The following is an 18,669-nucleotide window of genomic DNA, read 5'->3' as shown; positions in this document are numbered from 1 at the left end:
CTATGATGTTGCGCCCCGTCATGATGTTTCTGGGTCTGATTGCAATGCCGCTGCAGGTTTTCGCAGCAAGTCAATCTGTGCCGTCGATTGACGGGGCGCTGTTTGCGGCCATCGCCGGGGCTTCCCCCGGCGATGTGCTGTTGCTCGACCCGGGCCCACATCAGGGACCGATCACACTCGATAAACCCATAACAATTGATGGTCAGGGAAAGGCAAACGTCTATGGCAACAAAACCGGAAGCGTTATTACAGTAACCGGAACGGATATTGCCATCCGCGGCTTGAAAATTACCGGATCGGGATCGTCACACGAAACGATTGATTCGGGCATTCAACTGCACCGCACCGCCGCCCGTGTCCTGATCGAGAATAATCATATTCTTGGCAATCTTTACGGCATTGATATTCACGGTGCGAAGAACGTTACCGTTCTCGCCAATACAATTGTCGGTCGGCGTGATCATCGAATGAATTCACGTGGCAACGGCATATATGTCTGGAACGCACCCGGCACACTGGTTGAACGGAATGACATCCGGCTCGGTCGCGACGGCATTTTTGTCAATACTTCCAAACGCGGGATATTCCGCGGCAACCTGATGCGCGATCTGAGATTTGCCGTGCATTACATGTACGCCCATGACTCCGAAATTTCGGCAAACATTTCGGTCGGAAATCACCTTGGGTTTGCCTTGATGTATTCCGACCGGATTACCGTGCGCGACAATATGTCACTTGCCGACCGCGATCAGGGTTTGATGCTCAACTATACCAACAAGTCTGATCTGGTCGGAAATCTGGTTCGTGGAACCGGTGGCAAATGCCTTTTTATCTACAACGCCCATCGCAATCTGATCGGGGATAACCGGTTTGAAGGATGTGGGATCGGTATTCATTTCACTGCCGGCTCCGAAAGAAATGCCATGGTTGGAAACGCATTTATCGCCAACCAGACCCAGGTCAAATATGTCGGCACCCGTGATGTGGAATGGAGCTTCGATGGCCGGGGAAATTTCTGGTCGGATCATCCGGTGTTCGATCTTGATCGCAATGGTATTGCCGACAGCCGGTTCCGACCAAACGACCTTATGGACCATATTCTTTGGTCACAACCAGCAGCCGGAATGCTTTTGGGGTCACCCGCTGTTCAGTTGATCCGCTGGAGCCAGGCACACTTCCCCGCCACGTTGCCGGGTGGGGTCGTCGACAGCTTCCCGCTCATGAAACCGATCGAAATTCGGGTTCCCGAAGAAATCACTTCTCTTGAACTGGCTGCTCGCGCCAATCCTGTCTGGTTGCGTGAAAGGACTGAAAATGTGTCTGACCCTCTCGCAAGTCACTAAACGCTATGATGATCATACCGTTCTTGATGCGGTTGGCTTTGATGTTGCCGCAGGTGAACGTGTCGCCTTGCTCGGCCATAATGGCGCTGGCAAATCAACATTGATGAAAATCATCCTTGGCCTCATCACCGCCGACGGCGGGACGGTTTCCGTGCATGGCCTTGCGCCTGGCAGTTACCGGGCTCGCACCCAAACGGCCTATCTCGCCGAAAACGCGTCCTTTCACCCATCACTGACCGGAAAAGAACAGCTCCGATACTATCTTCGACTTCGCGATGAGGATCCGCGAAAGGCGATATCACTTCTCGAGCGGGTCGGATTGGGGGCGGCTGCAAACCGTCGGATTGGAACCTACTCCAAGGGGATGCGCCAACGAGTCGGCATGGCTCAGGCGCTCATTGGTGAACCAAAACTCCTTATCCTTGATGAACCCACCAGCGGACTGGACCCTGTATCCCGGCGCGAATTCTATGTCATTCTTGATGAACTGGCCGCGCAAGGAACTGCCATTCTTCTGTCGTCGCATGCCCTTACCGAGGTTGAGGCCAGAACCGACCGGATCGTCATTCTTTCGTCCGGCGTAATGGTGGCAAACGATACCCTGGCAAACCTGCGTCAAAGGGCCTCACTGCCGATCCGCCTTCAGGTTTCCGCACAGCGCGGCAAGGCGGACGAGGTTGCCCAAAAGCTTTCCGGGGAACGCAGCAACGGGGTGATGGTCGATCTGGTGTGCAGTTCGCAGGAAAAACTCGCGCGTCTTGGCGATATCTCGGCACTGGGGCCGTTGGTCGATGATGTCGACGTCATTCCGCCCAGCCTGGAAGATATCTATAGCCATTTCAGTAAACGGGGGAACGCATGAACAAGGTTCTGGCGACAGCCCATAGCGAATTCATCATTGCCCTTCGTAACCGCTGGATTGCGATCTCCGTCGGGATGATGGTGTTGTTTGCGCTTGTATTATCGGCAGCAGGCAGCGCTCCGACCGGTACGGTTGGTGCAGATAAACTGTCAATCACTGTCGCAAGCCTGACATCCCTTGCGGTATACCTTGTGCCGTTGGTTGCACTTTTGATGTCATTTGATGCAATCGCTGGCGAGATAGAACGTGGCACCTTGTCCCTTGTTCTGACCTATCCCGTGGCCCGTGGAGAACTGGTTTTCGGGAAGTTCCTGGCCCATCTATCGATCCTGACTATCGCCGTCTTGGCGGGGTATGGAATTGCCGCCGTCGCTGCCATTGCAACCGACCCCAATGCACTTGTCGGTATCCCCGCACTGTTCCGACTGTTCTGGTCGTCACTTCTTCTTGGCGCAACATTCCTTGGGATCGGTTATGGCATATCATCATTTGCACGCAGACCCGGCGCAGCAGCGGGATTGGTGATCGGGCTCTGGCTAGTTCTGATTGTTTTATATGACCTTGGCCTGTTGGCGGCCATCGTCGCCGATGATGGCGGCACCTTCACTACGCACTATTTTCCCTGGCTGTTGCTTGGCAATCCCGCCGATGCATTTCGGATATACAACCTCGCCGCTTCGGATGCGACCGCGGCTGCAGCTGGATTGACAGGGGCTGCCAACAGCATCCCCGCTATTCATGCCCTGATATCCATCCTGGTTTGGCCGGTGATTGCCACAGTCCTCGCCTGGCTGACTTTCCGGAGGGTCACGCCATGATATCCCCCCCAACGTTGCTTCTGATCGTAATCAACCTGATGTTTCTTGCCGGATGTCAGCAACAAACTGAAGAAACCATGCCGCCTCCGGTTGCCATGACCGAAGAAGCTGTCGGACATTTCTGCCAGATGGACATTCTTGAGCATGCCGGCCCCAAGGCACAAATTCATCTTGACGGCTTGCCCTACCCTCTGTTTTTCAGCCAGGTTCGCGACGGCATCGCCTATGAACGCATGCCCGAACAAAACTATAAAATCAGCGCCATCTACGTCAGCGACATGTCCAAGGCCCATGACTGGGAAAATGTTGGACGAGAAAACTGGATAACGGCAAGCAGCGCGCATTATGTCGTCGCCTCTACCATGACCGGCGGCATGGGGGCATCGGAACTTGTTCCCTTCTCCGATCAGGACGATGCCAGAAAATTTGTCGCCCGCCATGGTGGCCAAATAATGCGCCTTGACGACATTGATGACGCGCTCGTTCTAAACAACACCACGGTCATGCCATCTAACGAGCCGCTCGAAACGGCGATCATTCCAGATGACGACGATTATCGCGCGCGTCTTGAAAAACTTCGCAAAGAATGAGGTTCGCCATGCCCGAATTTTCACGACGTCGGTTTCTGACCATATTTGCCGCCGCAGGCACACTCGCGACGGTGCCGTTTACATTAAAGGCACAGCAACCAATCCGAACATGGAAGGGCGTTGCAATGGGGGCTGCTGCCTCGATCAGCCTGTCGCATCCTAATGCTGACAATATCCTGTCGCGCGCAACCCGCGAACTCGAACGACTGGAAAATATCTTCAGTCTTTATCGCGAACATTCCACGCTTGCACAATTGAACCGCGATGGCGTGATTGATGCACCGCCGTTCGAATTTTTGGAATGTTTGGGGCTGTGTGGGATCATAAACCGGGCAAGTGGTGGGCTTTTTGATCCAACGGTTCAGTCACTTTGGCGACTATATGCGCAAAGCCATTCACAGGGCCGCCCCCCCGAGAATGAGTCAATCCGTGAGACGCTTTTTAGAACAGGCTGGGACAAGGTTGCTATCAATCAGGGTCGAGTCAGCTTTAAAAGACCGAATATGGCAATGACCCTGAATGGAATTGCCCAAGGCTATGTTGCAGACCGAATTGCCAAGCTGCTTCGACATGACGGATTGAATAATGTGCTGATCAATACCGGGGAATTCGCAGCACTTGGCGGTCACCCGGAAGGTAAAGACTGGCCTGTTTCGATTGATACCGGTTTGGGAATTCGAAAAGAAAAGGTGATGTTGCGTGACAACGCCTTGGCAACTTCACTGCCAAACGGCACCTTTTTTGATCAGGCAGGTTTGGTTGGACATATCATTGATCCACGCACAGGCCGTCCCACGCAAGCACGCACCGAGGCTGTTAGTGTAACAGCAACCTCTGCTGCCGTGGCAGACGGGCTCAGCACGGCCATTTGCCTTATGAGTAAAGGCGAAGCAGCCAAGTTTCTCACGCAGTTCCCAAGTGCACAAATGGCTTAACTTTGGCACCGGTTGCGATGTGCGTCGCTTACACGTGGCTGAAATACTGCTGCCCTAACGCGCCAGTTCCAGAAGTGCGGCTCGATCAAGGACTTGCAGTTTCGGCCCCGCAGATATGGCGCCAGTTGCTTCGAGCTTGCGCAACGATCTGGAAAACGTTTCTGGTGTAATACCGATCCGGCTGGCGATTTGGCGCTTATCTGGGAAGTTTTTGCCACTTGCGCCGTCGATGGTTGCGCCATTCCGGTCTTCAAAATCGATCAGAAACGCTGCAATCCGTTGGATCGGACGTGTGTGGCGCAGCTTATAGATTTCTTCAAGGAAGAACCGCTCCCAACGTAACAGGCTTGCCAACACATCACCAAGAACGTCAGGCGCACTTTTCAAAATGCCAAGATAGGCCATGCGCGGAATGGCAACGATTTCGCAATTTTCAACAACCTGACATTCAACCGGATAGGACCGACCGGCAAAGGAAACTGCCTCTGCAAACGACCCGGCCTCGGTCAGGAAATGCATTACCGTTTCATCCCCCTGTGCGGATGTTTTCACGAGGCGCAAATGACCGGACAGCAGAATATAGAAATACTCGGCCACATCCCCCGCCCGGAAAAGATGTTCCCCGCGGGCGTGGCTTTCGACCTTGCATGTTCCGAGCAAAGTATTTAGCCGCTCTTCCCCAAGTGCGGCTAACAGTGGCACCTGAGAGATCACATCGTGATCCGCGCTAGATAGCGACCTTGAAACCATCTGACTGTTCCTCCCAGGTTCCACTGTTTGAAAGGCCACACCACTCGGCCAGCATCTCGGTATCTGCAATACGGATGATGTGTCCGCTGGAATGCTGGGACACGCCATGTTCCGACAACTTTTTAAGTGCCCGGGAGAACGTCTCGCTGGTCATGCCAATCTTGCGGGCCAACGCGGACTTTTCCATGGTAAGCGGTGTGTCATACGCATCCCCGACAGGAACGGCATTGGCAAGCAAATAGATCCCCAGACGTTGGGCCGCTGACCGGCATTTCAGTTCCTCGGTCTGGCGCAGCATTTGACATAGTCTTTCTGTTACGACCGACATCATGGCTAATGCCCGTTCAAAGTGCGCGGAAAGAAAGTTGGCAAAAGCAGCCCCGTCAATTCGAATGGCGGTCGTCGCGTCCAACGTTTTGATAGAAGCGGCGTAACAAGCTTCCGGCGCCAGCGCACACTCGCCGACAAGCTGGCCGTCCCCCAACAAATCAATAACGCCGTTCTTGCCATCTCCATTCGTGTAGGACAGCTCAACATGCCCATTCACAATCAGAAACAAGGCCGAAGCAGGGTCTTCGGCACGGATCATCACCGTATCGGATTCATACCGGACCCACGTGCATAATGATGCCAGTTCCAGAATGTCGTCTTGCGGCCAGTTTTTGAAATAGCGGCCAGACTGGAGAACACCCGAGATTCGATCAATATCTCTCATTGTGAAGTTTCCATGGAAAAACGCGGTTTTTGTTAAGCATTGGAAGAAATCTAACATTCAACCGGGCGGGTTGGATTGTTCCATGTCAAACACGTCGGTCAGGTCCATAAAACCAGGTACACTATCCAGTAAAAAAGCCCTGCCAATCAGCAGGACTTTGCCAAAAAATGCGCTACGACATCGCTGTCACATTGTGCAAAAACTATTCAAACCGTGGGAACAGGATCGAGTTTTCCAAATACATATGGGCAACAAGATCTTCGATCAGCTTGCTGGTCCCGCTGTACAATCTGCGCCACGAACCACATACCCCGTCGGGCAAGGTGCAATTGTTCGTCAGTTTCTGCAGTTTGTGAATGACTTGACTATGATCGTCATGCTCTTCGCGCATACAATGGATAGGCATAGCCAATGCTGGCGTGATCGGGGTATTCCGGCTCATTTCACGCATCGCTGGGAAAAGAACATTTTCCTCTTTGGTCATGTGCATATCAAGGTTTTCGGCCATTTCGATCAATGCATCAGCCAGCCCTACCGGTGCGTCCGGATGGTCACCATGGACAATTTCAATTTCGCGAGACAACGCAATTAGCTCAATCAGTTCATCGCGGTGAACATCGTGATAACGCGTAAGAATGAAATCGATAAACCCATCGACATCCCCCACATTTGGCAAGGTCAAAGGCCCCTTGGGAAGCGCACAGAGTTCCTCCGCAATCACATGCGGATCAAGCTCCTTGCGCTTTGCAGCTTCTTCAAGCGTCCGGTCAGGATGACAACAAAAACCGATGCGATGGCGGCGAAAAACCAAGGTTGCGCCGGGGAAACATGAAATCAAGCCCCCCAGGGGCTGATCAAGAAGTTCGTTAGGCGTAACGGTCAATGTTGCCGTATTCAATGCATCTTGCATAAAGGTGTCCTCCCTAAAATCGGCATCCAGCAAACGAAAGGGAGTTTAAACCAGCGATAATTTGGCAGATTGACGATGGTCAAATGATATCATCCCCAAAAAAAATGCTGCGGTCGCCTCTGACCGGTTATCCCGTCAAAATAACGTTCTGTCGGGTTATTCCAACTAAGCGTAATTCCAATCTCGCGGCGACTTGACAAACATCAAACACCAGTCTGTGCAGACCAGCGATACTTCGCCATACAAAACGCCGGAGTACGCTGTGACAGAAACCTATCCATCCTTTACGCCATTTTTGCTGGCAAACCCGTTCATACGCAATGCACCGACATTTTTGGTCGCGCGCATATGCCACCAAGCGATGGCGACGATGCATCATCGCTACAGACCGGTATTTGAACGGATCGCCGAACAAGAAGCATTCGCCCTACTGATTTCTCCGACTGACCTAGATCTGCAATTCTATTTAAAAATAGATGCCGATCATCCTGAACTCCGACCCGCGAGACATGGCGAAGAAGAAACTATCGCAGCACAGATATCAGGCCCGCTTCCCGCACTGCTGGAGCTTCTTCAGGGGTCATCAGATGGTGACGCACTGTTCTTTTCGCGCACATTGCGGATCGAGGGACGCACCGAACTTGTTGTCGCACTTCGCAATGCCCTGGATGGAGAGTCCATTGATCTGCGATCCGCTGTGGCGGAAAGCTTTGGCATAATGGGACCTGCAGCCAAGGTAGCACTTGGCCTTGCGGAAAAGATTTATCGGCAACTTCAGCACGACATGAACCGGACGGCAGACGCGTTGACGTCACCTACTGCCACACGTTTGCTCGGCTTGGAGAAACGCACGTCCGCGCAAGCGGCCACAATGGCTGAGATTGAGAAAACAATACAAAGGCGGAACCGCCATACGCGTGTCAAACCTTCCGGCACGGCCAAGGATGATTTCGCGCTACCCGCCAATCCCTGATCCACAACCAGTTACAGGTTCAATATGGAACTCGTATGTCCTGCAGGAACACCTGCCAGCCTGCACGCTGCCGTCGCGGCGGGTGCTGATGTTGTATATTGCGGTTTTCGGGACGCGACGAATGCCCGAAACTTTCCGGGATTGAACTTTTCACGTGCTGAATTACGCGATGCCGTCGAACATGCACACAAGCACGGAGTTCATGTCTATCTTGCCTGCAATACCTATCCACAGGCCGGGGCAGAAGAAATCTGGCATAAGGCAGTTGATGACGCCGTGGCAATTGGTATCGATGCTATCATCCTTGCGGATATCGGTTTGCTGCGATATGCGCGCGACCGTCATCCGGACGCCCGTTTGCATCTATCCGTACAGGCGTCGGCTTCGAATGAAGAAGCCATTCGATTTTATCATCAGGAATTCGGTGTGCGGCGTGTTGTGCTGCCCCGTGTTCTCTCGCTTGATGAGATACGTACCCTGAATCAGCGCATACAGGTTGAAACAGAAGTATTCGCATTTGGCGGGATGTGCGTCATGGCCGAAGGTCGTTGTTCACTGTCTTCATACGCGACGGGCGAAAGTCCGAATATGAACGGTGTCTGTTCACCAGCGGCACATGTTCACTATGAAGAACGCGGTGACGCGACAGTTTCCCGACTGGGTAACTTCACCATCAATATCTATGACAGCGATGAAAAAGTCGGATATCCGACGCTCTGCAAGGGTCGGTTTCGCGCCATGGACAAATCCGGCTATCTGTTTGAAGAACCCACGAGCCTTGATGTCACCGCCATACTGCCGGAATTGGCCGATGCCGGTGTTTCAGCCCTTAAGATCGAAGGACGACAACGCGGGAAGGCATACATATCACAGGTCGTCGGCGCTTTTCGTGCGTCACTGGACAAAATCGCCAAGGGACAACACGACGCGCGATCAAAACTCAGCACGCTGAGTGAAGGTCAAAGCGATACCACAGGTGCATACCGGAGAAATTGGCAATGACAAGATCGCGATTGGTGATGGGCCCGGTTCTTTTTCATTGGGATGAGAGCCGTAAAATAGACTTCTACAACCGCATCGCAGATGAAACCGACATCGATACCGTCCATGTCGGCGAGGTCGTCTGCGCAAAGCGGATGCCATTCTTTGACAAGCGCTTGCCTGACGTTATCGAACGACTTCAGCGCGCCGGAAAGGAAGTGGTTCTTTCAACCTTGGCACTGGTGATGAATGAGCGCGAAGTTAACCAGCTACGTGACATCGCACAAATGCCCGGCATCCTGATCGAGGCCAATGATGTTTCCATTTTGCGCTTGCTCGCAGGCCAAACGCACATGATTGGCCCTTATATCAATACCTATAATGAAGGGACGTTTTCCTATTTTGCCGATAAAGGTGCAAAACGGATTGCCCTTCCTTGGGAATTGCCTATGTCTTCGATTGCCAAATTATGTAACGTGCGCAAGGCGGTCGAGATAGAGGTTCAAGTGTTTGGTCGCATCCCGTTGGCCATTTCGGCCCGCTGCTATTCAGCAAGGGCACACGGCCTGCACAAGGACGGATGCCGTTACGTATGCAGTGAACATCAGGACGGTATGGATGTTGAAACTCTGGATGAAACGCCATTTCTGGCGGTGAACGGGTTACAGACCCTGTCCTACCACTATACAGAACTCTCCGACCATATCGCACAGATGCAGGATACTGGTGTTTCTGCATTCCGCCTGTCCCCGCACAGCCTGAATATGACAAAGGTTTCAGACCTCTATCGCCAGGTGTTGGCACACGAAACCAGTCCGGAAGAACTCAGGCATCACCTAAACGAGATGCACTTCCCGATGTCCTTCGCCGATGGTTTCTTGCACGGTGTTCCCGGCGCAGAGTTTCGTCAGACACTTGATCAAAGAGCAGAGTAGACATAGAAAACCGCAGCTTCCCGAACGTATTTAGCACATTGGTTTGGGCATCTATAAATCGACTATCGCTATACCAAAGCGCTGCAAGAACAGTTGTCTTCCAACCATTCGAACAACTCATTCTCTTCTGGGTTCAAAACGACCTCAAGCCCACCGGCAAACGCCTTAAAGGCGTCAAGGTTTAACTGGTTAAGCCCCACCAGAACCGGGATGTTATTCACTAGCGCATCAGCAATGACATCACGAAAGCCATGCCCTTCAGCCTCGTGTTTACCAAATTTGTTAATGACCAGAACATCCGCACCTTTACTAATTTCTTGGGTCACATGACCAACAGCATCTTCAAGCGCACTGGTATCCAGTCGACATCCGCGGGAATGTTCCCCCAATGTCTGGGAAATGCGAATGATCGGACCATCCGGCAGCACCTTAACATCCATATCGCATGGCCCATCAGTCTCGCGCTCGGAATTGATTTGCACGGTTCCACAAACGCGCCACCCCATTTCTGTAATACGCTGCGTCACGCGCGAAAGAAGCAAATCGGTATCTCCCCTGCCAGGAGCCATTGTGTAAGCGATTTTCATCTTAGTGTTCCTTTATATTCCGCTGATAGCAATGCTTCGTTCTGCGTCAGAACGTGACTTCATCAGATGTCTGAACGTCAGATGCTCGGATCGTGCAATCGAGATCACGTAGAAGACCGTCTTTCAGGCTATAGATCAGACCGTGAATCTTGATGTCCGCACCGGCCCGCCAAGCGCGACGCATAATCGGAGTTTCTGCAACCCGACCAACACCTTCGATAACATTGAGCTCTGCCAACCTGTCGCGCCGCACCTCGATATCACCGTGCTGCGCTAGTTCGCGGGCATGAAAACGTGCTTGGCGTCGGATGGGTTCAAGCCAGTGATCGGCAAGACCATGGGGATAGTCTTCGGTTGCGGCTTTCACCCCGCCACAGCCGTAGTGACCACAGACAATAATCTCACGGACCTTCAGGCTCTCGACCGCAAACTCAAGAGCAGACAGCAGATTCAAATCCGATGAATGCACCACATTGGCGACATTGCGGTGAACAAAGACTTCCCCGGGATCGAGTCCGGCGACTACGTTCGCAGGAACGCGGCTGTCTGAACAACCGATCCAGAAGAACTCAGGGGCCTGATGACTTGCCAGTCTGGAAAAGTATCCAGGTTCTTCTTTTTGGCGAGAACGCGACCAGACCTTGTTGCGTTCCAATAGGTTTTCAAGCATGGAAACCTCAAACCGGTTGGAGGTACTACGCACAAAATGCGTACCTAGTTTGGCTTCGTATTGTTGGCGGCTTGCCCAAGATCCGTGCCGGTAATCGAGGCCGACGCAATAAGTCCATCGACAAACAGCTTTGCTTTACGAGCCCACTGGGCTTTTTCCATTGCTTCGGAGATTTTTGGTTTCACGGCCTCAAACGGCAGTGGCTGCCCCTCTGCCAATGCATCCAGCCGGAGGACATGATAGCCATATCTGCTCAGCACAGGCTCTGACGCAACTTCACCCTCAGAAAGCTGGCGAAGAGAGGCTTCAAATTCTGGCACCGTATCGCCGGGGCGCAACTGACCAAGCGACCCGCCCGCAGACCGAGACCCACAGTCGCTTTGCGTGCGTGCGATCTTTTCGAATGTATTACCGTCTTTACGAAGGTCACTGAGGATATCGTTTGCCCGTCTGAGGGCCAGTTCTCTCTCCACGGCGTCATTCGGATCGCATTTGCAAAGAATATGGGAAACTTCCCACAGGGGCATGGTACGAAACCGTTCGGGGTCCTTCTGCCATTCTGTGCGAATCTCTTCCTCACTCGGGCGGGTGATTTCGATTTCTGCTTCAAGCAATGCGCGGATCATCGCCTCTTCGCCGGTTTCGAACCGGTTTGGCGAGACTTCCTGCGGTTCAGCTTCAATGCCGTTTCTGCGCGCTTCTTGAAGCAACAAGGTTCGGATGACCAATGCGTTGGCCGCGTTGCGCAAGGCGTCAGCAAAATTGTCCTTTGACGCCGTGTGGTTTTGCAGTTCCGCAGCAACGGCTGTCTGCGGGATGGTTTCGCCATTGATGACGAGGTCAGGAAACATTTGTATATTCATAGCGCTTTGTCCTTTGTGTGCAGAAGGAAGTCGGCGCATGAATGCGCCGAGCGTCCATTATCGGTGTGACAAAGGTTTGGTCCGGCGTGAACGGACAATCTGATAGCCCGGACGCATGAAGTACCGCACTGGAACTGAAAGCATGTGCACAAGGCGCGTGAACGGGAACACAAGGAATATCGTCAGTCCCAGAACCAGATGCAGTTTGAAAATCCAGGCCACATCGGCAATGTGGCTGGCGGCATCAGACTGGAAAGTGAAAATTCCCTGTGCCCAAGACATGAACTTGGTCATTTCATGCCCGTCGAGATGTTCGAGCGACACAAAGATGGTACCAATCCCAAGAACAAGCTGTGCCAGCAACAGCGCAAGAATGCCGATATCGGCAAAGCTTGACGTTTTGCGGATACGCGGGTCGGTCATCCGACGATGGAACAGCATCAGACCACCAATGAGCGCCATGACACCGGCAATACCGCCGGCAACAACGGCCAGTGTCTGCTTGGCCCCATGACTGATGCCCAAGGCGTCAAAAATCCAGATCGGCGTCAATAGGCCAATCAGATGGCCAAAGAAGATCACCAGAACACCGACATGGAACAAAACCGAGCCCATCATCAATTGTCTGCGACGCAGAAGCTGACTTGAGGATGTTTTCCAAGTGAACGGATCGCGTTCATATCGGGCGATAGAGCCGATAATCAGGACCGATAGCGCGATATAGGGATAGATCCCGAAAAGGAAGTTATGCATTTGGGCCTCCTTTACTCTGCTGCTTCCGGCGGTACCGGTCCAGCGGGTTGATCAATACGCGACAGAATGTCACGCACCTGCGGGCAACCGGCATTCGGGTCCGGTCCGAACGTGACCTCGCTTTCCTCCCAGACCTCATCAAGTGCTTCGAGGTCATCGGGATCGTCTTCAGGCTGTTCAAGCAGTTCGGCAACAGCAGTTGCACTGACTGTTACGTCTGCCAACTGCGTTAAAGCGGCAAAGACTGCCTGATAGGGGCTTTCGCGATGCTCAAGACGGGCGCGAACGGCATCGAAAATATGAGCCGCATCCGCAAGGACCTCCTTCGCATCTGCCGGGGGCTGGGTTGCAAGGAATTCCAGTAACACAGGCAAATGATCGGGTAATTCCGTTGTTGCCGGTTCAAAGCCGCCAGCCCGATATGTTTCAAGCAGGCTAACCATGGCCCCGCCACGATCACGGCTTTCGCCGTGAACATGTTCAAACAGATTGAGCGAAAGGGTCCGTGACCGATCGAACAGCATGACAAAGCGTTCTTGCAGATCGTAAATGTCGTCGCTCGATAGCTCTTCGACCAGCGGGCGTAAATCGCGACGGGTCGCAGCTGTCAGCCGCGTTTCGGATGCCAGCACAGCGCCGATTTCAGGCATGGCACCTTGCAGTTCCTCCGTCGGGTAGCTCAACAGAAGCGAGAGTGATTTGATCGTGCGGTCCATCAACGTACCTCCTGTGGCATTTTCAGAGGCTTCTTGCTGCCTCCAAACAGGGAACCCTGACTGATCCCCGAAGAACAGCCATTGCAGTTGGTGAACCCTTCACCGCCACGCAGATCATAGGCTTCTTCGACCTGCTCGCGATGTGTCGTTGGAATGACGAACCGGTCTTCGTAGTCGGCCAGCGCCATGATTTTGTACATATCTTCGATGGTTGCACCATCCAGACCGACGCGTTTTGCCACGGTCTCGTCGATGACACCTTCGACGGTTTTTGAACGCATATAGGCACGCATTGCCAACATCCGCTCAAGCGCATGTGCCACCGGCTCTTCGTCGCCAGCCGTCAGCATATTGGCGAGATACTTCAACGGAATGCGGAGATTGCGTACATCAGGCATCGCACCGTCCATACCGATCGCACCTGCTTCCGCTGCATTCTGAATTGGGGAAAGCGGCGGGATGTACCACACCATCGGAAGCGTGCGGTATTCCGGATGTAGCGGGAAGGCAACCTTCCACTCCATGGCCATTTTCCAGATCGGGCTTTCCTGTGCCGCCTTGATCCAATCTTCGGGAACACCATCAGCACGCGCAGCGGCAATGACTTCCGGATCTTTGGGATCAAGGAACACGCCAAGCTGGGCGTCATAAAGATCGGTGGTTTCTTCAGCATTGGCCGCTGCTTCGATCTTGTCTGCATCGTAAAGCATCACACCAATATAGCGGATGCGCCCGACACAGGTTTCCGAACAGACGGTCGGGTTTCCCGATTCAATACGCGGATAGCAAAGCGTGCATTTTTCCGACTTTCCCGTTGACCAGTTATAATAAACCTTCTTGTACGGACAGCCCGAAACGCACATGCGCCAACCACGGCATTTTTCCTGATCAATCAGGACAATACCGTCTTCTTCGCGCTTATAGATTGCACCGGAAGGACAACTAGCTGCACATGCTGGGTTCAGGCAGTGTTCGCACAGGCGCGGCAAATACATCATGAATGTATTTTCGTATTCACCGTAGATGTCTTTCTGGATGCCCTCGAAGTTATAATCTTCCGAGCGCTTCGAAAATTCCCCGCCCAGAATTTCTTCCCAATTCGGACCCTTTTCGATTTTTTCCATCCGTTCGCCGGAGATGCGCGAACGCGGACGTGCGGTCGGAAAGGCTTTCATTTCCGGGGCGGATTTCAGGTGGTCATAATCGAAATCGAATGGCTCGTAATAGTCGTCGATTTCCGGCAGATCCGGGTTGGCAAAAATGTTTGCCAAAATCCGCCATTTCGATCCCTGTTTGGGCTGAAGCTTTCCCGACTTGGTGCGTTCCCAACCACCATTCCAGCGGTTCTGGTTTTCCCAATCGGTCGGATAGCCAGTGCCCGGTTTGGTTTCGACGTTGTTGAACCAAGCGTATTCAACGCCATCGCGGCTCGTCCAGACATTTTTGCAGGTGACCGAACAGGTATGACAACCGATGCATTTGTCGAGGTTCAGCACCATGCCGATTTGTGCGCGGACTCTCATTTCCCGATCTCCTTGTCGTTTGCTTCTTCGTCGAGCCAGTCGACCTTCTGCATTTTGCGGACAATGACGAACTCATCACGGTTAGCACCGACGGTTCCGTAGTAGTTGAAACCATATGATTGCTGGGCATAGCCCCCAATCATGTGCGTAGGTTTAAGGGTCGTGCGGGTGACAGAGTTATGAATGCCGCCACGTTTGCCGGTTTTTTCCGAACCGGGCGTATTCACGATTTTTTCCTGGGCATGGTACATGAAGGTCGTACCATCCTTGATGCGCTGGGAAACGACCGCACGTGCGGTCAAGGCACCGTTGGTGTTGTAAAGCTCCACCCAGTCGTTATCGACGATCCCCGCGCGCTGTGCGTCGTTTTCGCTGATCCAGATGACCGGACCACCACGGTTGAGCGTCAGCATCAGCAGGTTGTCGGTATAGGTCGAATGGATGCCCCATTTCTGATGCGGTGTGATGAAATTCAGCACCACATGCGGTACACCATCGCGGGCTTCATCGTTGATTTCCTCTGTCACCGTCTTAAGGTCGACCGGCGGACGATAGGAAACAAACCCTTCCCCGAAGGCCCGCATCCAGAGGTGATCCTGATAAAGCTGCTGACGCCCCGTCAGGGTTCGCCACGGGATCAACTCGTGAACGTTGGTGTAACCCGCATTGTAACAGACATGTTCTGACTCAAGCCCCGACCACGTTGGCGAAGAAATGATCTTGCGCGGCTGGGCGGCAATATCGCGGAAGCGGATTTTTTCATCTTCCTTGGGCAGGGCAAGATGGGTGTGATCCCGTCCGGTAACCTTGCCAAGCGCATCCCATGCCTTGACCGCCACCTCTCCGTTGGTTTCCGGTGCCAGCATCAGAACCACTTCCGTGGCATCGATATCCGTATCAATCTTCGCACAGCCTTTGGCAGCCCCTTCCTGCCACATGCCGTTCAGATCGCGAAGATGTTGCACCTCTACCTCGGTTTTCCAGTTGATGCCCTTGCCACCATTGCCCAACTTGTCGAGCAACGGACCAAGTGCAGTAAAGCGGTCGTGGATTGCGGTGTAATCGCGTTCAACGGCGATATAGTTCGGTGCGGTCTTGCCGGGAATAAGTTCGCATTCGCCTTTCTTCCAATCCTTGACCTGATCCTGGGCGACTTCACCCGGGGTATCATGCAGGATCGGTAGAGCGACGATGTCGGTTTCCTTACCAAGGTAACCCGGTACGATTTCCTGGAACTTCTTGGCAATGGCCTTGAAGATTTCCCAATCCGACTTGCTTTCATAAGCCGGGTTAACAGCAGCCTGAAGCGGGTGGATGAACGGGTGCATGTCCGATGTATTTAGGTCGTTCTTCTCGTACCAACTTGCAGTTGGCAGAACGACATCGGAATAGACCGCGGTCGTGCTCATACGGAAATCAATACAGACCAGAAGGTCAAGCTTTCCGCGCGGAGCTTCTTCATGCCATTTGGCTTCCTTCGGCAGTTGCCGACCTTCTTCACCAAGATCCTTGCCCATAACACCGTGATCGGTGCCAAGCAGGTGCTTCAGGAAGTACTCGTGACCCTTGCCCGAAGAACCCAACAGGTTGGACCGCCAGACGAACAGGTTGCGCGGCCAGTTTTTGGGATCATCGGGATCTTCGCAGGACATTTCCAGATCACCGGCTTTCAATTGCTCGGCAACATAGGCGGGGATTTCCTTGCCGGCTTTTTTAGCCTCCTTGGCAACATCCAGAGGATTGGTTTTTAGCTGCGGTGCCGATGGCAACCACCCCATCCGTTCTGCACGGATATTGTAATCGATCATTGAAACATCCCAATCGCCTTCCGGTGCGGTCGGAGACAGGATTTCATTGGCCGTAAGGGTCTCATAACGCCACTGATCGGTATGGGCATACCAAGCACTGGTGGAATTCATGTGCCGAGGCGGACGTCCCCAATCAAGAGCAAACGCCAGCGGTTGCCAACCGGTTTGCGGACGGAGTTTTTCCTGTCCGACATAGTGGGCCCAACCGCCACCCGATTGGCCGACACACCCGCACATCACCAGCATGTTGATGACACCACGATAATTCATGTCCATGTGGTACCAGTGGTTCATCGCCGCACCGATGATGACCATTGATTTGCCTTTGGTCTTTTCGGCATTCTGGGCAAACTCACGGGCGACATGAATGATCTTGTCGGCCGAAACACCGGTAATTTTTTCGGCCCAGGCCGGGGTGCCTGGCATACCGTCAGCATAGTCATTGGTGACCCAGTCACCACCCAGTCCTCGATCAAGGCCGTAATTGGCACAGAACAGGTCAAATACGGTCGCAACCATGACCTCGCCATCGGCAGTCTGGACGCGTTTGACCGGAATGTTGCGGGTCAGGACATTGGGATGCTGAGCGTCAGTTGCAAAATGTTCCGAGGCATCACCACCGAAATAGGGGAAATCGACACCGGTAATCTCGTCATGATCTTCTTCAAGGATCAGCGACATTTTCAGAGAGGTATCCGCCCCGGCAGCGCGCTCTTCGAGGTTCCATTCACCAGCTTCACCCCAGCGATATCCAATCGAGCCATTCGGCGCGACCAAGCCACCCGACTTTTCGTCGATTGCGATGGTTTTCCATTCCGGATTATTTTCTTCGCCGATCTTGTCGCTAAGGTCTGCGGCACGCAGGAAGCGGCCGGGTATTAGCGAACCGTTTTTTTCGTCGAGTTTAACCAACATCGGGAAGTCCGAATATTTGCGGCAATACTCTTCGAAATAATCGGTCTGACGGTCGAGATGGAATTCGCGCAGGATCACATGACCAAAAGCCAATGCCAATGCAGCATCCGTACCCTGCTTGACGTTCAACCAGACATCGCCAAATTTTGCTGCTTCGGAATAATCCGGGCAAATAACGGCCGATTTGGTTCCGCGATACCGGGCCTCGGTATAGAAATGGGCATCCGGTGTTCTGGTTTGCGGCACGTTCGATCCCCAAAGGATCAGATATCCGGCATTATACCAGTCAGCCGATTCCGGAACGTCGGTCTGCTCGCCCCACGTCATCGGCGATGCCGGCGGCAAATCGCAATACCAGTCATAAAATGACATGCACACGCCACCCAGAAGGCTGAGATAGCGTGAACCGGCCGCATAGCTGATCATGGACATTGCCGGAATGGGCGAGAAACCAAACACACGGTCAGGGCCATATGTTTTCGCGGTAAAGGCGTTGGCGGCTGCAACCAGTTCGGTTGCCTCATCCCAGGTTGCTCGGACAAACCCGCCTTTGCCGCGGCTCGCAACATAGCTTGCACGCAAGACAGGGTCATTTTGAATGGCTGTCCATGCCTGAACCGGGTTCATTGTCGAACGCATCCGGCGCCACAGCTTCAAAAGCTTGCCACGGATCAGCGGGTTTTTGACACGGTTGGCAGAATACAGATACCAGCTATAGCTTGCCCCTCGGGCACAGCCGCGCGGTTCATGGTTTGGCAGTCCTGCACGAGTACGCGGGTAATCGGTTTGCTGGGTTTCCCAGGTGACGATCCCGGACTTAACATAGATTTTCCAGCTGCACGATCCGGTACAGTTTACACCGTGTGTCGAGCGAACGATTTTGTCGTGGCGCCAGCGGTTGCGATAGGTATCTTCCCAGTCGCGGTTCTCGCGGGTGACCTGACCGTGATTGTTTGAAAACCTTTCCAGTTCCTTGTTCTGGAAAAAGTTAAGTCTGTCTAACAGGTGACTCATGGCGTTTC

18 protein-coding genes are annotated in these 18,669 nt (G+C 53.2%); 8 read left to right on the top strand and 10 right to left on the bottom strand.

What is annotated here, in order from left to right:
• Positions 1–2: 2 nt before the first annotated feature.
• The 5 genes from WA429_RS04390 to WA429_RS04370 are packed head-to-tail and all read left to right on the top strand — an operon-like array spanning position 3 to position 4,548.
• A complete protein-coding gene (locus WA429_RS04390; protein ID WP_206926909.1) occupies positions 3–1,343 on the top strand; it encodes a nitrous oxide reductase family maturation protein NosD in 1,341 nt (446 codons plus the stop codon).
• Positions 1,315–2,205 carry an ABC transporter ATP-binding protein gene (locus WA429_RS04385; RefSeq protein ID WP_044827772.1) on the top strand — a complete coding sequence of 297 codons (891 nt, stop codon included), beginning with the start codon at positions 1,315–1,317 and terminating at the stop codon, positions 2,203–2,205. The genes WA429_RS04390 and WA429_RS04385 overlap by 29 nt, the downstream gene beginning before the upstream one ends.
• Positions 2,202–3,023, top strand: coding sequence for an ABC transporter permease (locus WA429_RS04380; protein ID WP_287466738.1), 822 nt, complete (start codon positions 2,202–2,204; stop codon positions 3,021–3,023). Before WA429_RS04385 ends, WA429_RS04380 begins: the two co-directional genes overlap by 4 nt.
• Complete coding sequence (locus tag WA429_RS04375; protein ID WP_287466739.1) at positions 3,020–3,613, top strand: nitrous oxide reductase accessory protein NosL; 594 nt, start codon at positions 3,020–3,022, stop codon at positions 3,611–3,613. Before WA429_RS04380 ends, WA429_RS04375 begins: the two co-directional genes overlap by 4 nt.
• An 8-nt stretch (positions 3,614–3,621) precedes the next feature.
• Complete coding sequence (locus tag WA429_RS04370; protein ID WP_287466740.1) at positions 3,622–4,548, top strand: FAD:protein FMN transferase; 927 nt, start codon at positions 3,622–3,624, stop codon at positions 4,546–4,548.
• 54 nt (positions 4,549–4,602) lie between these two features.
• Here the strand turns inward: WA429_RS04370 and WA429_RS04365 are convergent, their stop codons facing one another.
• The 3 genes from WA429_RS04365 to WA429_RS04355 all read right to left on the bottom strand — a co-directional run bounded on the left by WA429_RS04365 (position 4,603) and on the right by WA429_RS04355 (position 6,923).
• Positions 4,603–5,262 carry a Crp/Fnr family transcriptional regulator gene (locus WA429_RS04365; protein ID WP_336107168.1) on the bottom strand — a complete coding sequence of 220 codons (660 nt, stop codon included), beginning with the start codon at positions 5,260–5,262 and terminating at the stop codon, positions 4,603–4,605.
• Between the two features lie 13 nt (positions 5,263–5,275).
• Positions 5,276–6,013: a Crp/Fnr family transcriptional regulator gene (locus WA429_RS04360; RefSeq protein WP_287466742.1), complete on the bottom strand. Its 738-nt coding sequence runs from the start codon at positions 6,011–6,013 to the stop codon at positions 5,276–5,278.
• 202 nt (positions 6,014–6,215) lie between these two features.
• Positions 6,216–6,923: a DUF542 domain-containing protein gene (locus WA429_RS04355; RefSeq protein ID WP_287466743.1), complete on the bottom strand. Its 708-nt coding sequence runs from the start codon at positions 6,921–6,923 to the stop codon at positions 6,216–6,218.
• Between the two features lie 262 nt (positions 6,924–7,185).
• Between WA429_RS04355 and ubiT the strand changes: the two genes are divergently transcribed.
• Genes ubiT through ubiV form a run of 3 tightly spaced genes read left to right on the top strand, consistent with a single transcriptional unit; the run spans position 7,186 to position 9,812 of the window.
• A complete protein-coding gene (gene ubiT, locus WA429_RS04350) occupies positions 7,186–7,896 on the top strand; it encodes a ubiquinone anaerobic biosynthesis accessory factor UbiT (protein WP_287466744.1) in 711 nt (236 codons plus the stop codon).
• Between the two features lie 24 nt (positions 7,897–7,920).
• Entirely contained in the window at positions 7,921–8,898 is a 978-nt protein-coding gene (gene ubiU, locus WA429_RS04345; RefSeq protein ID WP_101245620.1) for a ubiquinone anaerobic biosynthesis protein UbiU, read from the top strand.
• On the top strand, positions 8,895–9,812 hold the full coding sequence (gene ubiV, locus WA429_RS04340; protein WP_287466745.1) for a ubiquinone anaerobic biosynthesis protein UbiV: 918 nt from the start codon (positions 8,895–8,897) through the stop codon (positions 9,810–9,812). Before ubiU ends, ubiV begins: the two co-directional genes overlap by 4 nt.
• 68 nt (positions 9,813–9,880) lie before the next feature.
• Here ubiV and WA429_RS04335 read toward each other — a convergent pair whose 3' ends face one another.
• From WA429_RS04335 to WA429_RS04305, 7 genes are read right to left on the bottom strand one after another with little or no spacing between them, the layout of a single operon-like run.
• Positions 9,881–10,399, bottom strand: a complete 519-nt coding sequence (locus WA429_RS04335) for a DUF2478 domain-containing protein (RefSeq protein ID WP_101245618.1) — start codon at positions 10,397–10,399, stop codon at positions 9,881–9,883.
• A 46-nt stretch (positions 10,400–10,445) separates the two neighbouring features.
• Positions 10,446–11,069: a carbonic anhydrase gene (locus WA429_RS04330; RefSeq protein ID WP_287466746.1), complete on the bottom strand. Its 624-nt coding sequence runs from the start codon at positions 11,067–11,069 to the stop codon at positions 10,446–10,448.
• A 44-nt stretch (positions 11,070–11,113) separates the two neighbouring features.
• Positions 11,114–11,932: a peptidylprolyl isomerase gene (locus tag WA429_RS04325; RefSeq protein WP_101245616.1), complete on the bottom strand. Its 819-nt coding sequence runs from the start codon at positions 11,930–11,932 to the stop codon at positions 11,114–11,116.
• A 57-nt stretch (positions 11,933–11,989) separates the two neighbouring features.
• Positions 11,990–12,685, bottom strand: a complete 696-nt coding sequence (gene narI / locus WA429_RS04320; protein ID WP_101245615.1) for a respiratory nitrate reductase subunit gamma — start codon at positions 12,683–12,685, stop codon at positions 11,990–11,992.
• An 11-nt stretch (positions 12,686–12,696) separates the two neighbouring features.
• Entirely contained in the window at positions 12,697–13,401 is a 705-nt protein-coding gene (gene narJ, locus WA429_RS04315) for a nitrate reductase molybdenum cofactor assembly chaperone (protein WP_044827783.1), read from the bottom strand.
• A complete protein-coding gene (gene narH / locus WA429_RS04310) occupies positions 13,401–14,924 on the bottom strand; it encodes a nitrate reductase subunit beta (protein WP_287466747.1) in 1,524 nt (507 codons plus the stop codon). Before narH ends, narJ begins: the two co-directional genes overlap by 1 nt.
• Positions 14,921–18,661: a nitrate reductase subunit alpha gene (locus WA429_RS04305; RefSeq protein ID WP_101245614.1), complete on the bottom strand. Its 3,741-nt coding sequence runs from the start codon at positions 18,659–18,661 to the stop codon at positions 14,921–14,923. Before WA429_RS04305 ends, narH begins: the two co-directional genes overlap by 4 nt.
• Positions 18,662–18,669 lie beyond the last annotated feature (8 nt).

This window comes from Thalassospira sp. CH_XMU1420-2 (assembly GCF_037029325.1).
GTDB classification, from domain to species: domain Bacteria; phylum Pseudomonadota; class Alphaproteobacteria; order Rhodospirillales; family Thalassospiraceae; genus Thalassospira; species Thalassospira povalilytica.
This window is presented reverse-complemented; position numbering and strand designations above follow the sequence as displayed.

What these genes read in the sequence shown, in the direction of transcription:
- WA429_RS04390 (WP_206926909.1), top strand. Translation starts at nt 3, where the DNA reads ATGATGTTGCGCCCCGTCATGATGTTTCTGGGTCTGATTGCAATGCCG.
- WA429_RS04385 (WP_044827772.1), top strand. Translation starts at nt 1,315, where the DNA reads ATGTGTCTGACCCTCTCGCAAGTCACTAAACGCTATGATGATCATACC.
- WA429_RS04380 (WP_287466738.1), top strand. Translation starts at nt 2,202, where the DNA reads ATGAACAAGGTTCTGGCGACAGCCCATAGCGAATTCATCATTGCCCTT.
- WA429_RS04375 (WP_287466739.1), top strand. Translation starts at nt 3,020, where the DNA reads ATGATATCCCCCCCAACGTTGCTTCTGATCGTAATCAACCTGATGTTT.
- WA429_RS04370 (WP_287466740.1), top strand. Translation starts at nt 3,622, where the DNA reads ATGCCCGAATTTTCACGACGTCGGTTTCTGACCATATTTGCCGCCGCA.
- WA429_RS04360 (WP_287466742.1), bottom strand. Translation starts at nt 6,013, where the DNA reads ATGAGAGATATTGATCGAATCTCGGGTGTTCTCCAGTCTGGCCGCTAT.
- WA429_RS04355 (WP_287466743.1), bottom strand. Translation starts at nt 6,923, where the DNA reads ATGCAAGATGCATTGAATACGGCAACATTGACCGTTACGCCTAACGAA.
- ubiU (WP_101245620.1), top strand. Translation starts at nt 7,921, where the DNA reads ATGGAACTCGTATGTCCTGCAGGAACACCTGCCAGCCTGCACGCTGCC.
- ubiV (WP_287466745.1), top strand. Translation starts at nt 8,895, where the DNA reads ATGACAAGATCGCGATTGGTGATGGGCCCGGTTCTTTTTCATTGGGAT.
- WA429_RS04335 (WP_101245618.1), bottom strand. Translation starts at nt 10,399, where the DNA reads ATGAAAATCGCTTACACAATGGCTCCTGGCAGGGGAGATACCGATTTG.
- WA429_RS04330 (WP_287466746.1), bottom strand. Translation starts at nt 11,069, where the DNA reads ATGCTTGAAAACCTATTGGAACGCAACAAGGTCTGGTCGCGTTCTCGC.
- WA429_RS04325 (WP_101245616.1), bottom strand. Translation starts at nt 11,932, where the DNA reads ATGAATATACAAATGTTTCCTGACCTCGTCATCAATGGCGAAACCATC.
- narI (WP_101245615.1), bottom strand. Translation starts at nt 12,685, where the DNA reads ATGCATAACTTCCTTTTCGGGATCTATCCCTATATCGCGCTATCGGTC.
- narJ (WP_044827783.1), bottom strand. Translation starts at nt 13,401, where the DNA reads ATGGACCGCACGATCAAATCACTCTCGCTTCTGTTGAGCTACCCGACG.
- narH (WP_287466747.1), bottom strand. Translation starts at nt 14,924, where the DNA reads ATGAGAGTCCGCGCACAAATCGGCATGGTGCTGAACCTCGACAAATGC.
- WA429_RS04305 (WP_101245614.1), bottom strand. Translation starts at nt 18,661, where the DNA reads ATGAGTCACCTGTTAGACAGACTTAACTTTTTCCAGAACAAGGAACTG.